General features: G+C 42.8%; 15 protein-coding genes. 2 read left to right on the forward strand and 13 right to left on the reverse strand.

The genetic code is table 11. The features are described 5' to 3' along the window. Positions 1-79: 79 nt before the first annotated feature. The 9 genes from V7D18_RS07600 to V7D18_RS07640 form a co-directional block, all read right to left on the reverse strand. The gene (locus V7D18_RS07600; RefSeq protein ID WP_426153018.1) at positions 80-997 is read right to left on the reverse strand and encodes a hypothetical protein; all 918 of its coding nucleotides are present in this window, start codon (positions 995-997) and stop codon (positions 80-82) included. Positions 998-1,124: 127 nt separating this feature from the next. Then, a complete protein-coding gene (locus tag V7D18_RS07605; protein WP_426153020.1) occupies positions 1,125-1,823 on the reverse strand; it encodes a 5'-methylthioadenosine/adenosylhomocysteine nucleosidase in 699 nt (232 codons plus the stop codon). Positions 1,824-1,907: 84 nt separating this feature from the next. Beyond that, positions 1,908-3,722, reverse strand: a complete 1,815-nt coding sequence (locus V7D18_RS07610; RefSeq protein WP_426153022.1) for a methyl-accepting chemotaxis protein — start codon at positions 3,720-3,722, stop codon at positions 1,908-1,910. A 67-nt stretch (positions 3,723-3,789) separates the two neighbouring features. Beyond that, on the reverse strand, positions 3,790-4,314 hold the full coding sequence (gene idi / locus V7D18_RS07615) for an isopentenyl-diphosphate Delta-isomerase (RefSeq protein WP_426153024.1): 525 nt from the start codon (positions 4,312-4,314) through the stop codon (positions 3,790-3,792). Between the two features lie 11 nt (positions 4,315-4,325). Further along, positions 4,326-4,706 (reverse strand): hypothetical protein, encoded by a 381-nt coding sequence (locus V7D18_RS07620; protein WP_426153026.1) that lies wholly within the window; start codon positions 4,704-4,706, stop codon positions 4,326-4,328. 32 nt (positions 4,707-4,738) lie between these two features. Then, complete coding sequence (locus V7D18_RS07625; protein ID WP_426153028.1) at positions 4,739-5,302, reverse strand: UbiX family flavin prenyltransferase; 564 nt, start codon at positions 5,300-5,302, stop codon at positions 4,739-4,741. Positions 5,303-5,326: 24 nt separating this feature from the next. Then, positions 5,327-6,709, reverse strand: coding sequence for an SLC13 family permease (locus V7D18_RS07630; protein WP_426153030.1), 1,383 nt, complete (start codon positions 6,707-6,709; stop codon positions 5,327-5,329). Positions 6,710-6,745: 36 nt separating this feature from the next. Then, on the reverse strand, positions 6,746-6,952 hold the full coding sequence (locus tag V7D18_RS07635) for a non-oxidative hydroxyarylic acid decarboxylases subunit D (RefSeq protein ID WP_117418487.1): 207 nt from the start codon (positions 6,950-6,952) through the stop codon (positions 6,746-6,748). Positions 6,953-6,979: 27 nt separating this feature from the next. Further along, a complete protein-coding gene (locus V7D18_RS07640) occupies positions 6,980-8,419 on the reverse strand; it encodes a non-oxidative hydroxyarylic acid decarboxylases subunit C (protein WP_426153032.1) in 1,440 nt (479 codons plus the stop codon). A gap of 413 nt (positions 8,420-8,832) precedes the next feature. On the opposite strand from V7D18_RS07640, the gene V7D18_RS07645 reads away from it, so the two are divergent. Together V7D18_RS07645 and V7D18_RS07650 are read left to right on the forward strand one after the other, a co-directional pair. After that, entirely contained in the window at positions 8,833-9,735 is a 903-nt protein-coding gene (locus V7D18_RS07645) for a LysR family transcriptional regulator (RefSeq protein ID WP_426153034.1), read from the forward strand. 126 nt (positions 9,736-9,861) lie between these two features. Beyond that, positions 9,862-10,107, forward strand: coding sequence for a TIGR03905 family TSCPD domain-containing protein (locus V7D18_RS07650; RefSeq protein ID WP_426153112.1), 246 nt, complete (start codon positions 9,862-9,864; stop codon positions 10,105-10,107). Between the two features lie 61 nt (positions 10,108-10,168). Here V7D18_RS07650 and fsa read toward each other — a convergent pair whose 3' ends face one another. Genes fsa through V7D18_RS07670 form a run of 4 tightly spaced genes read right to left on the reverse strand, consistent with a single transcriptional unit; the run spans position 10,169 to position 12,983 of the window. After that, entirely contained in the window at positions 10,169-10,825 is a 657-nt protein-coding gene (fsa, locus tag V7D18_RS07655) for a fructose-6-phosphate aldolase (protein WP_426153036.1), read from the reverse strand. Between the two features lie 16 nt (positions 10,826-10,841). Then, positions 10,842-11,237 (reverse strand): cupin domain-containing protein, encoded by a 396-nt coding sequence (locus V7D18_RS07660; protein ID WP_426153038.1) that lies wholly within the window; start codon positions 11,235-11,237, stop codon positions 10,842-10,844. A gap of 18 nt (positions 11,238-11,255) precedes the next feature. After that, positions 11,256-12,182, reverse strand: coding sequence for a transketolase family protein (locus tag V7D18_RS07665; protein WP_426153040.1), 927 nt, complete (start codon positions 12,180-12,182; stop codon positions 11,256-11,258). Then, positions 12,183-12,983, reverse strand: a complete 801-nt coding sequence (locus V7D18_RS07670; protein WP_426153042.1) for a transketolase — start codon at positions 12,981-12,983, stop codon at positions 12,183-12,185. Between the last annotated feature and the right edge of the window lie 17 nt (positions 12,984-13,000).

Below are 13,000 nucleotides of genomic sequence, written 5' to 3' on the forward strand. Positions count from 1 at the left end.
TTCCTGTATGCCTGTTTAGGAAAATTATATCATAGAACTCATCGAAATGCGACTTTATTTTCTTCTGCCCTCCGAACGTTCATGTTAAATACTCCTGCAGAATTTCGCCGATCAGCTTTAATTCATCCGGGTTTAAATCCTTAAGCCAGTCCTCTCCCTGCCTGTTTCCCCTCTCTTTTTCCCTGCTTGCTGCAATCTGCTCCAGACTCTTTTTTAAATAGTCCACATCACGGACGGAACCTTTTGCTTCCGATGCTTCCATGGATTCTCCTCTCATTGGCACATGCTCCATTTCATCAGAATATTCCTCCGCCTGCTTTTGTGGACGGTTGCGCACCCTCTGTCTGGTGCTCCTTCTGTCGGCCTTTCTGTCTGGCTCAGCTTCCAGTTCTGCTGTACCTCTTGACTGTGCTCCGTAAATTGAACGGATATTTTCACGGGGTTCCAGCCGCGGTCCCGACATGGAGGCTGATTCCTCCCGCTCCTGATCCAGCCGGTAGATCAGTGTATTCTCCAGATAATTGTCCAGCGCTGCAAACAGCTGCTGACGCTTTTCTGTAATTCCGGCACCATGGTCCACCAGTATGGTAAACAGTCCTGCCATAATTCCAACGGAGCCATACAGTACAATATAGTAAGGATCTGTACGGTACCAGTAAGAACCAAACGCGGCTGCACCTCCCGCTAAAAAGCACCACAGTGTCATCTGATTGGAAAACATGTTCCAGCCATGAAGTGTTATACCCATATGTTTAAAATCATACATCTGTCTTTCCAAATAAGGCTTGACCCTGGGAATTCCCTGGTTCACCTGATAAGTTGATTCGGTCTTCTGTTTAAATGCACGAAGATTCCTGTTTTTGGTAAGTGTCAGATTATCTGATTCCTTAATCAGTCTTTTGTAGAGGTTACGTGTCAGCCATCTGGTAATAATGCCAATGCCGCAGAAAACTGCCAGCACGTATAACGCTTTGCCTGTCTGTAAAAATTCCAGCATAATAATAGCTCCCCTTTCTTCCCGGCATCTCCGGGTGATAGGTTTATTATAAACACCCCGACTGCCTTTGGGAAGATGAGAGAGCCTAGAATCGTTCGTCAAATCCTGTCAGGATTCGATTCTTAAGTTAATCTGAATATTTTTCCGTCATAGCTAAAATAAGGTTCACGGAAGCTTTTACTGCCTTTTGTTCAAACTCGCTGTAGTCCATATTTGCGCTGTCATCCGCCTTATCTGAGATTGCTCTGATAATGAGAAATGGTATATGGTTTAAGTAGGCTGTCTGTGCAATAGCAGCCCCCTCCATCTCCGTACAAAATCCCTGAAATGTATCAGAGATCCAGGTCTTTTTAACCCTGTCAGAAACAAACTGGTCCCCTGAAACCACTCTTCCTTTAAAAATTCCAACTTCAGGATTCACCTCTTTGCAGCAATTCTCAGCCAGAATGCAGAGTTTTTCATCCGCATGAAATGAAAATTCCTTCATCTGGGGAATCTGTCCTGCGGGGTAACCAAAACCGGTGGCATCCATATCATGATGCACTACATCTGTGGAAAGCACCACATCTCCGATATTGATCTCATTCTTTAAAGAACCGGCAATTCCGGTATTAATCACAGCGCTCACATGGTAATGATCTGCCAGAATCTGTGTGCAGATGGCAGCATTGACCTTTCCTATGCCACACCGGACTACAACCGCTTCCATCCCTTTTAATGTTCCTTTATAAAAATCCATTGCCGCTATGGTTTCAACCGTTACGTCCTTCATGGATTCTTTTATTTCTGCCACTTCCACATCCATTGCTCCGATAATTCCTAACATAGCAGTCCTCCTTTATGTTTTATCCATTGTTTCATCGGCTACCGTATCATTATAACGGAAAACGGAGCAATTGTGTTAATAATTTCAATATTTTCCGGACGTATGATCATAAACAGCAGACTGTTTTAATTCCGGTTCCACATTCTTTACAGTGAATGATTCTATGCCTTTGCTGACAGATACATCAGAAAGTTTAAATTTTGAAATCTGTTCTCTTAAAATCTGTGCCTGTGCAGCAAGTTCTTCACTGGAAGCAGAGCTTTCCTCTGCAGTTGCAGCATTGGTCTGTACGACTGCGGAAACCTGGGAAAGTCCCTGGTTAATCTCTACAATGGTGTTTGCCTGATCCTGAGTATCGGATTCAATCTGTTTAATGGCTTTTTCAACCATTGCCGATTTTTCCGCAACATCATCTAAAAGTTTCAGGCTTTCATTGGCCATCCGCTCGCCTTCTGCTACCTTATCAGTAGATTTCTGTACCAGGTCTGCCGTCTGTTTGGCCGCTTCTGCTGATTTCGCTGCCAGATTTCTTACTTCATCCGCTACAACAGCAAATCCCTTGCCTGCCTCTCCGGCTCTTGCTGCTTCTACTGCCGCATTTAATGCCAGGATGTTTGTCTGGAAAGCGATGTCTTCCACTATCTTTGTTACCTTGGATATTTCTTCAGAAGAATGGCTGATTTCTCTCATTGCTTCATTCAGCTGCTTCATTCTGTTGTTGCTCTCTCCCACTCCCTGACCTGCCTGGAAAACAGATTCCGTTGCGTTGCGCACTGATACTGTATTTTTTTCCGCTTTTTCTGTTACACTGTGAATGGAAGCTGTAAGCTCTTCTATGGTTGCCGCCTGCTCTGTTGCCCCTGATGCAAGTGCCTGGGAAGCGTCAGAGACCTGACCTGCGCCGGAATTAACCTGCTCTGCAGCAGAATGAATTACCTGCATGGTGGAATTAAGAGAAGTGATGGTATTTAATAATGACTGTTTAATTGATGAGAAATCGCCCACATAGTCCAGGTCAACGGTAAAGTTCATGTTACCCTGTGAAAGCATTGTGAGTTTGGCAATAATATCTTCAATATAAGAAACAAGTCTTGCATTGGTAGAACGTATACTCTCGGCCATACGTCCCAGTTCATCACGGCTCTCATACTTAATTTCGGAATGAAGATTTCCTTCTGCCATATTTTTATAAACAGCTTCTATCTCTCTGACAGGAATTAATATTGCTCTCGTAAGTACATAAATAATCACAAGTGTGGCTAATGTAGACAGCACCAGTACAACACAAAGAATAACCCATGACTGTGATATTGCACTCTGAGCAGTCTGTTTCTGGATATCTGCCTTCTGCGCTCCAACAACATTCATCTGCTCCATAATATCCGCAATTTGATTAAAGGCAGGTAAAAACTCGTTTTGGAAAATAAGATAAGCTTCTTTGGAATCTTTATTTGAGGGATCTTTAATTAAATCAAGTATTTTATTACGTGCGGTTTCTGCTTCCTGTACATGCGCCTTGACATCTGCTATATTCTTATCATTAGCCGAACTGCGCTGATGGGTTGCGAACTCTTCCAGAACGGTCATAAAGTTTTCTGCACTTTTTCCTGATAAATCAAGGGATGACTGATAATCCTCCCCTGCTTCTTTCTGAAGAATTGTCATCAGCAAATATCTCTGGACAGACACCATTTCCCGCTGAGCCGTTAAATTATAGGTGGTAAGGGGATATGTAAATTTTGAATACATCCCTACCTGCGCTCCGATTTTTGATATGCTGTGAGCCGATGTTGCAAGAGAAATCAGTAATATTGCAAATAAAATTCCAAATCCTACGGATAGCTTCAATTTCACTGACAGCCCTCTGATAAAATCTTTAAAACCTCTTTTGTCACTCATAAGTGTACCTCCCATTGTATATTTATTTTTAACTAATCTATCTCTGGACAGCGAAAAATCCAGGCTTTTACCCTGGTTCTTTTCCGCCCTTCAGTTTTTCAATAACTATAGGTGCTGCAGTCAGAAACCACACGGTATATCGTTCGGGATTTTGCAGCATGCTTTCAGAGAGATCAGCAATTTCCATCCACTTCAGATCCATAACCTCATTGGGGTCCGGACTGATTTCTCCATTATACTGACCAATAAAAATATGATCATATTCATATTCAAACATATCCTGATGGAACTTGTGATAATAAACGAATGAACCTGCTTCTTCACAGATGCAGGCGACCCCAAGTTCCTGATAAAGCCGCCTTTCAACTGCTTCCTCTAAGGATTCATGACTCCGGGGGTGGGAGCAGCATGCATTGGTCCATAATCCACCGGAATGATATTTCTCCAATGCACGCCTCTGAAGCAGCAATTTCCCCTCATGATACAGAAATACCGAAAAAGCCCTGTGAAGCAATCCCTTTTGATGACACTCCTCTTTGGTTGCTTCTCCACTTTCCCGATCCAGTATGTCAACACATATTAAATGGTCCATAATTACTCCAATCAGTCATTTTCAAGATATTCCTTTAAAAATAAATCTGCTGCAGCTTCCACATTCTCACACAAAAGCTTAATTTCCTCCGCCGTTGCATGTTCAACATGAACACCCAGGCTTACAGACACCGGCTCTCCGGCTGCAATACACAGCTTCTTCGCAATTCTCTGTGCCAGCTGTGCATCCTTGTGCCCTGGTACCGTCAGGGTCCATAAATCACAGCTGGAAAGCTGCTGCCCATCTAATGGTACGCCGGGAGACGCTAATGCCACTCCGCCAAGATGGGGTTTCTCCCCGCCGCTTATAAAAACAGCCAGCCCGTTCCCCTTCGTCACATGGACACTGAGATTTACTGCATACTTTCCGGATCCCCAGGTTTTGCTTATCATAATATCTCTCCCTTTTTCCTTTTTCACTGCAGTTATTCTGCGCCGTGCCACGGAACAAAGTTTTTAAAATCAAGTCCAAACTGCATCAGGATCTTTCCAACCACATGATTAATCTGATCGTCCAGAGAACGGGCACCATTGTAAAAAGTCAGCATGGGAGGAATTATGGTACAGCCTAAATCTGCAGCCTCATTCATGTTTCGAAGATGAACCTTTCCAAGAGGCATTTCTCTTGTGCACAGAACCACTTTCCGGTTTTCTTTCATACAGACATCAGCTGCCCGGATCAGGAGATTATCGGTAAAACCGTTTACAACTCCGGACAGCGTCTTCATACTGCAGGGCAAGATAATCATTCCGTCTGTCTGATAAGAGCCGCTTGAGATGGCTGCGGCAAGATTATGTACATCATAATTATAATCTGCCTGTTCCGTCAGCTCCTCAAAGGGATAATCCGTCTCCAGCTCCCAGGTTTTTCTGGCACAATCCGATACCACCAGATGCACCTCACAATCCTTAAAACTCTTCAGCGCTTTCAGCAGATAAAGGCTCATAACTACACCGGTTGCTCCTGATACTCCTACAATAATTCGCATTAAAACACCTCTCTTAAAAAACAGTTAAATAACGCCCAGCACCGCAAACCATGCTACGGCAAAGGCAACTGTCAGGAAAATCGGAATGAGCAGCGGAACCCCCATTTTTACGGTTTCCTTTTGTGTATACATTCCGTTTTCCTCTCCCTGTCCAACCAGAATATTAAGGTGATGGAACGGAAGAACATAATGACCGGAAATAGCAAGATAAATAACAAAAATCACTGCCAGTTCATTGATTCCCAGTGCATTGGTACAGACGAGAATTGCCGGTATGGCAACACCCATTACTGCAATGACAGATCCCATAAACATATGGATCAGGATTGCAATTGCCGCAATCATCAGGGACAGTACCAGTATGTTTCCCGGCATGGTTTTCGGAAGCAGGGTAGCCGCAAGCCATTCATTCATGCCGGTTACCGCTCCCACTTTTCCAATGGCAATGGCAGAAGTTAAAAATACCAGAACATGAACCGGAACATCTCCCCACTCTTTCACTGTCAGGACATTACCAATCACCGGAAGAGCCATACACATTGCCACCGCCAGAGTAACCCAGCCTACATCAAGACCGGTAATACCATTGGTAAGCCAGAGACCGATTGCGATCAGGATCCAGATCAGAGTTCTCTTCTCCTTTTCAGTCATCTTTCCAAGAGCTGACTGAGCCGTACGCACCTCATCAAAATTGACTTCAACCTCTTTTGACGGCTTAAACAGGATCAGAATCAGGAGCATGGTTGTAATACTTAAAAACAGGGCCGGCGGTCCCATAATCTGAAACCAGCGTACAAAATTGATGCTTTCAGTGGTGCAGTAAGTCACTACCAGGGGGTTAATCACGGAATCTCCGGTTAAGAATATAAGTGAAACCGGAACAGAAGCGGCAAATACCGTAAATCCCACCTTAACTGCATCCTCCTTCGGCATATTTGCCGCCTTGATCACAACTGACATAACCGACATGATTAAAAACGCCCGGGGCCAGGGATGGGGGATGAACAATGATAAAATAAAGGTCAATACAAAAATGCCGATGATGATGCTCTTCCACGAGCTTACAAATTTCAGGATGTAGGCATAAGAGATACGTTCCCCTAATCCCGACTTTTTAACAGCTGCTGCAATCATATAGGCACCGATGACCAGCCACAGGGTTGAAGTTGTCCAGCCTGCAAACACCACTTTTGTATCGGCAAGCTTTAAAAGACAGACGGAGACCAGATAGAATCCCCCAACGTAACCTGACTGGGCAACCTGTGCAGCCCACCAGACTACGGTCATTAAGGTTAATCCAAGACAGATCTGCCCTTCTCTGGACAGGCCGTCAAGCGGAAGAAGTAGGACAAGAACAAAAATAATGATACCGATCAAAAAACCTGATTTCTGTTTAGTGAATGTCACTGATGCTTCTCCTTTCACGATCAGAGTCTCAAAATATTATTTATCAAGAGGGGGAATCGGAGGAATAATCTGCAAATTTTCTATCTGTTCTTTTTTAAGCTTAAACTTTTCGTGAATATGGGGAGTCTCAGTGGATCTCCAGGAATAAAAGCAATCCATACATTCATAAACTTCCCAGACATTTCCTACAGGAGAGGTTGCAATCACTTCAATTTTATTTCCGTCACAGCGGGGACATTTCATAGTTTCAATCTCCTTTCGTTATAGAGCTTACATCTCAGCCATCAGTTTACGAATCAAAGCTTCATACTTTTCATAGCCTGCAGGCGGCTCTAAAAGTTCAACCTCTCTTGGATTAGGCTCCGGATCCTTTGGAGTTGTCGCATCAATAATCAGTTTAGAATGCATTCCGGCAGGATAAGAAGATGGATCAAGAGGCATTCCCGGGCAGTTTGGAATAACCACAACATCCTTATCCGGTCTTACACGGGTTGTGAGCGCCCACATAACCTGAGGGAGATTAAACGGATCAACAAACTCATCAACAATGATAATGATCTTACTGTACGAACCTCCGTGAGGAGTGGAAAGAAGGCGGAATGCCACTTCTTTGCCAAAGCCGCCGAACCGCACCTTTGTGGAAATAATACAGCCAATTCCATGCGTATACATGGCATTAACTGCCTGTACCTCGGGGAAATCGCGTTTTATCTGCTGGTAAAGGGGAACCGATGTATTTAACGCCATAAGATAATCGATTTCGGTCCACGGAATACCCAGATACAGATTTTCAAAAATCGGGTTTGTTCTGTGAGTTACATGAGTAATTGTAATTACGCACTGGCGTCTGGAACCTGAGTAGGAACCCGGAAATTCTCCGAACGGGCCTTCTACCTCACGTACCCTTGGCTCAATATAACCTTCCAAAACAACCTCAGAACCGGCAGGAACGTAAAGATTCTTATAAAGATCGGACTGAACGATCTGGGTCGGAACTCCATCCTGGAGCGCGCCTACAAATTCATACTCATTCTGAGTATACATAACCGGAGTCGATGCCATATAGGTCACCAGCGGGCTGTTTCCAACCGTAATACAAATCGGAACCTTTTCGTTTTTCCGTTCAGCCGCTTCCAGCTGGATTGCAATATCATGAAATGCAAGAGCCTGAATGCCCACACGGTTTTTACCTTTCACCTGTATGCGGTATGTACCTACATTCAGTTTGTCAAAATTATCAGGCTCATTGGGATCTGCCGTGATAATAGACGCTTTGGAAAGAAAGAAGCCTCCATCCTGATCATTGATTCTGTATAATGGAAGAAGCTCAAACAGATTGATATCCTCTGGTTTATCAATGGTATTCTCTTTACAGGGTGCTTCTTCTCTTTTCAGAATTTCAGGTTTAACCGGAAAGCGGTCCCATCTGCGGTTGATTTCATGAAACTGCTCTTTGGTTGATGCTGTTTTGTCCATTCCCAGCATCAAAGCATGATTGGCCCATGAACCATGTACGTTGGTGACTACGCTGTAAGGATATCCTTTTACCTTTTCAAATAAAACTGCCGGACCGCTCTCAATGTTTGCCGCAGCTCTGCCTGCTGCTGCAATATCCGGTTCTGGATTAACCTCCTCCTTGATTCGTACTAACTGACCGTTTTCTTCCAGAGTGGAAAGGAAACTGCGCAAATCCTGATAAACTTTTGCCATAAATTTTCCTCCTGATCTTCTTCATATGCTGCTGATACGGTTGCCTGCTGGTTAATTTTTCCAACATAATAAAATTATAATCAATTACAATTTTCGTGGCAATTCGATTAAATTCGTGCAACTATTCCAAAATGGAAACGGAAAATTTTAAATCTTTTCAATTATGATTCCTTGCAAAATATAAAACAAGCAAACGTCGGATTAAAAATTCATATATAGTGTACTTTCACTGTAAAATAATAGTTAATTTTTACAAATATTTTGCATTTATAAGTATTCTAAAATGTCATCACAAAATAGTATAAACATATTTTCCTTCGCGTCATTCTGTATTATAATAGTGGTAATGACAAAACGTACATCTGAATTTGGATTTTTACGATTTATCAGTAACTAAAGGGGGCTATTTGATTATGACTAAATGGATTGATGATTTCTTAGCATTGGCAAAGTATAAAAATTTTTCTTCAGCTGCCGAAAGCATTTATATTTCCCAGTCTGCTTTATCAAAACACATCAAGGCAATTGAGAATGAACTGGGAATCGTGCTGTTTATCAGAAGCAATACAAAGGCAGAACTCACAGAGGCAGGCAATGTTTTCCTGGATTATGCAATAAACATCCGCCAGTGCACCCAGGACTTAATGACTAAATTAGAAAAATTTGGAACCTCCTGCTATATTACTCATTTAACGGTAGGAACAATACCATGTCTTGCGGAAAGCGGGATTATGCAGCTGCTCCTTAATTTTCAGGAGAAATTCGGTAATTATTCCATAGAAATCGTGGAAGATGACCAGTCACATCTGCTTAAGATGCTTTCTCAGCAGGAGATTGATGCAGCTATCTGCCGTACGGATTTACTTTCCGATCCGGAATATGATTCCATTCCTCTGGTTTCGGATGAGATGGTTCTTATCTGCAGCAAAAATGTTTTTCCTTTCGAACAGGGAAGTGAAATTGATCTGACCGGATTTAAATTTGATAATATTTACACCATTGCCAAAGAGTCTGATATTTACAGACTTACAAAAAAACAGCTATATGATATTGGCTATACAGGCAGTATTGCCGGAACATTCCCCAGGCATATGATGCTTCTGTCTTTTTTGTCTCAAAAAGGCGGCTGCGCTATTTTACCCAGACAGCTTGCTAATCTTCAGATGTTTCCTGAGCTTACATATTATAGGATAAGAGATTCGGTAAAGACAAATATCGGTTTCACCAAACTATCCTCCAACAGTATAAATCCCCAGTTAACCGACAAATCCAATATGCTGTTTGACTATTTAAAGGAGCAGAAGGAACAGATTTAAAACCGGATTCGTGTGATATTTTGTTTTCCTTCCTTCTATGATCTATTGACACTGACTCTTGAATTCGTTATAATTCTTTAAAGTTTCTGATAAGATGAGAGTCATGATTATACGGAGGTATCAATGATGAAATATAAAACACACGGAGTATGTTCCCAGGAAATTAATTTTGAAATAGAAGGCAGCAAAGTCGCTCATGTACAGTTTGTAGGTGGTTGTTCCGGAAATACACAGGGAGTATCAAGGCTTGTTGAAGGCATGGAAGTTGACGAGGCAATTCACCGTCTGGAAGGAATCAAATGCGGTTTCCGCCCGACCTCCTGTCCGGACCAGTTATCCAAAGCATTAAAGGAATATAAGGAAAGTCATTAATATGAAAAGCGCTGCCAGATGAACGGATTTTTTCCGGCATCTGGCAGCGCCTGTTTTATATTTAAGATTCTCCGAATACCGCTCTGTAATCAGCCTGAAATTTAGCAATTCCCTGAGTTGTTAACGGATGGTTAACCATTTGTTCCAAGATTTTATACGGAACCGTTGCAATATCGGCACCCGCTTTTGCACAATCGATTACGTGAATGGGGTTGCGGATACTGGCAGCAATAATTTCTGTTACAATATGGTGTGTTTTAAAAATATCGGTAATTTCCCCTATCAGTACTATTCCTTTCATGGAAATATCGTCAAGGCGCCCCATAAACGGTGAAACATAAGTCGCTCCCGCACGTGCGGCCAAAAGGGCCTGAGCCGCCGAAAATACCAGAGTTACATTGGTCTTTATCCCTTCTGTATTTAGTACCTTAACCGCTTTCAGGCCTTCCGTTGTCATCGGGATTTTTACTACCATATTGGAGTGAATGGCAGCAATCTCCCTTCCTTCCCGGATCATCCCATCTGCATCAACCGTTGTTGCCTTAACTTCCCCGCTGACAGGTCCGTCAACGATGGCTGTAATTTCCTTTATAACTTTTTTAAAATCCCTTCCTTCCATGGCAATCAGAGAAGGGTTCGTTGTAACACCGCAGATGATCCCCATATCATTTGCTTTTCTTATGTCTTCTACATTGGCTGTATCAATAAAAAATTTCATTTTCTCCTCTTCTTCCCTATACAAGACTTCTGATATTTTCAATCTGGTCTTTATCAAGCTTTAATATATCACTGTTCTCCATAGAAGTATTTGAGTCTTCTATTAAAATCATTTTAGTATCTTTCTGCGTTATCGTATTGTGCCATAAGGTTGCCGGTATGTTAAACACCTTCCCTGGAACCATTTTAACGCAGCCAAATTCTAATCCGCTTTCTGTTTCGTTGGCAAAAACAAGGGTACATGCGCCTTCTGTCAGTACGAAGAGTTCATCTGTTTTATTATGCCTTTCCAGGCAGTCAATACCAGTAATGTCATTGGCGGGCTTCCAGTTTTTAATGCCAACAGTCCATTTTTCATTTTCAAATACCCGTTGCATTCCTTCTCCGGTAAATTCATAACGTTCAATATTCATTTTTAAGTAACTCTCCTTTTATTTTAACATCTCTTTGCAGGTATTGACTACATGTGCCGCTGTCAGACCGTAAGCTTCAAAAAGCTGTTCCGGTTTTCCTGACTTTCCAAATTTGTCCTGAATTCCCATGATTGCAAATTTAGCCCCTGTATGACCGGCCAGAACTTCAGCTACTGCAGAACCAAGGCCTCCGATTACGGAATGTTCCTCCAGCGTTACAATGCCTTTACAGGTTTCATTCATTTTCAGAATAATATCTTTATCGATGGGTTTGATGGTATGCATGTTTACGACAGAGGCATGGATTCCTCCCTTTTCAAGTTCTTCAGCCGCTTTTAATGCCTCAGGAATCATCAGACCGCAGGATATGATGCAGATATCATTTCCCTCTCTCATCACATTTGCTTTGCCCGGAATGAAGGGTGTATCTGATGTTGTAATATCATCACAAACAGGCCTGGCTACGCGGATATACACGGGACCGTTAATTTCTGCAGCGGCCATAACTGCTTTTTCTGTTTCACTTGGATCACATGGTACAAAAATCGTCATGTGAGGCATCTCTCTCATAAGAGCAATGTCTTCAATAGACTGGTGGCTTCCCCCGTCTTCTCCTACGGACAGACCGGAATGAGAAAATCCAAACTTTACATTTGCATTGGTATAACAGATCGAATTGCGTATCTGCTCATAGGCACGCCCTGCCCCAAATAAAGCAAACGTACTAGCAAAAGGTATGTATCCTGTACTTGCAAAACTTGCAGCTGCACACATCATGTTTCCTTCCGCAATTCCCATATTAAAGAAACGGTCGGGATATTCTTCTTTAAACATACAGGTCTGGGTGGCATGTGCCAAATCCGCATCCAGCACCACTACTTTTTCATTTTCTGCCCCTAATTTTACAAGTGACTCTCCATATGCAACTCTAAGCGACTTTCCCATTTAAACTACCTCCTGTTCTTTCATTGCCATGGCAAATTCTTCTGCATTCATCGGCCTTCCATGCCAGCCGTACTGATTCTCCATGAAAGAAACTCCTTTTCCCTTTATGGTATTGCAGCAGATAAATTTGGGTTTGCCTGTTACCGGAGCCTTTAATGCCCTGGTTATGGCACTGATATCATGTCCGTCCACTTCCACACAAGCAAAACCGAATGCTTCAAATTTCTTTTTAATATCTCCGAGACTCATGACCTCTTCATTGCTTCCATCAATCTGAAGCTTATTATAATCCAGCATAAATGTAAGATTATCCAGTTTATAATGGGCTGCTGCCATAGCGGCTTCCCATACAAGCCCTTCCTGGCATTCCCCGTCACCTAAGACTGCATAAACCTGATAGGACTCTTCTGCATGCCTGGCCGCAAGTGCCAATCCCATTGCAAGTGATGCTCCCTGCCCCAGAGAACCCGTATTCATATCCACACCCGGTGTCTTTGTACAATCCGGATGCCCCTGAAGGTGGCTGTCAATCTGCCTGAGTCCTGCCAGATCCTCTTTTGGGAAATATCCCAGATCTGCAAGAACCGCATATAGCGCAGGGCATGCATGTCCTTTGCTCAATACCAGCCGGTCCCTGTCCGGTTTATCAGGATTCTCAGGGTCAACGTTCATTACCTCATAATAAAGTGCCATAAGCATCTCTACACAGGATAAGGAACCTCCTGGATGTCCTGACTGACAGGCAAATAACATCTTAAGAATGTCTGCCCGCAATTCCTTTGCCTTCAAATCGTACTGCATAATTTTTTCCTCCTTAT

Source organism: Lacrimispora sp. 38-1 (assembly GCF_049890855.1).
GTDB lineage: Bacteria > Bacillota > Clostridia > Lachnospirales > Lachnospiraceae > Lacrimispora.

Bases quoted from the DNA above. Each gene is read 5' to 3' on its own strand.
- V7D18_RS07600 (WP_426153018.1), bottom strand. From the start codon at position 997: ATGCTGGAATTTTTACAGACAGGCAAAGCGTTATACGTGCTGGCAGTT.
- V7D18_RS07605 (WP_426153020.1), bottom strand. From the start codon at position 1,823: ATGTTAGGAATTATCGGAGCAATGGATGTGGAAGTGGCAGAAATAAAA.
- V7D18_RS07610 (WP_426153022.1), bottom strand. From the start codon at position 3,722: ATGAGTGACAAAAGAGGTTTTAAAGATTTTATCAGAGGGCTGTCAGTG.
- idi (WP_426153024.1), bottom strand. From the start codon at position 4,314: ATGGACCATTTAATATGTGTTGACATACTGGATCGGGAAAGTGGAGAA.
- V7D18_RS07620 (WP_426153026.1), bottom strand. From the start codon at position 4,706: ATGATAAGCAAAACCTGGGGATCCGGAAAGTATGCAGTAAATCTCAGT.
- V7D18_RS07625 (WP_426153028.1), bottom strand. From the start codon at position 5,302: ATGCGAATTATTGTAGGAGTATCAGGAGCAACCGGTGTAGTTATGAGC.
- V7D18_RS07635 (WP_117418487.1), bottom strand. From the start codon at position 6,952: ATGAAATGTCCCCGCTGTGACGGAAATAAAATTGAAGTGATTGCAACC.
- V7D18_RS07640 (WP_426153032.1), bottom strand. From the start codon at position 8,419: ATGGCAAAAGTTTATCAGGATTTGCGCAGTTTCCTTTCCACTCTGGAA.
- V7D18_RS07645 (WP_426153034.1), top strand. From the start codon at position 8,833: ATGACTAAATGGATTGATGATTTCTTAGCATTGGCAAAGTATAAAAAT.
- V7D18_RS07650 (WP_426153112.1), top strand. From the start codon at position 9,862: ATGAAATATAAAACACACGGAGTATGTTCCCAGGAAATTAATTTTGAA.
- fsa (WP_426153036.1), bottom strand. From the start codon at position 10,825: ATGAAATTTTTTATTGATACAGCCAATGTAGAAGACATAAGAAAAGCA.
- V7D18_RS07660 (WP_426153038.1), bottom strand. From the start codon at position 11,237: ATGAATATTGAACGTTATGAATTTACCGGAGAAGGAATGCAACGGGTA.
- V7D18_RS07665 (WP_426153040.1), bottom strand. From the start codon at position 12,182: ATGGGAAAGTCGCTTAGAGTTGCATATGGAGAGTCACTTGTAAAATTA.
- V7D18_RS07670 (WP_426153042.1), bottom strand. From the start codon at position 12,983: ATGCAGTACGATTTGAAGGCAAAGGAATTGCGGGCAGACATTCTTAAG.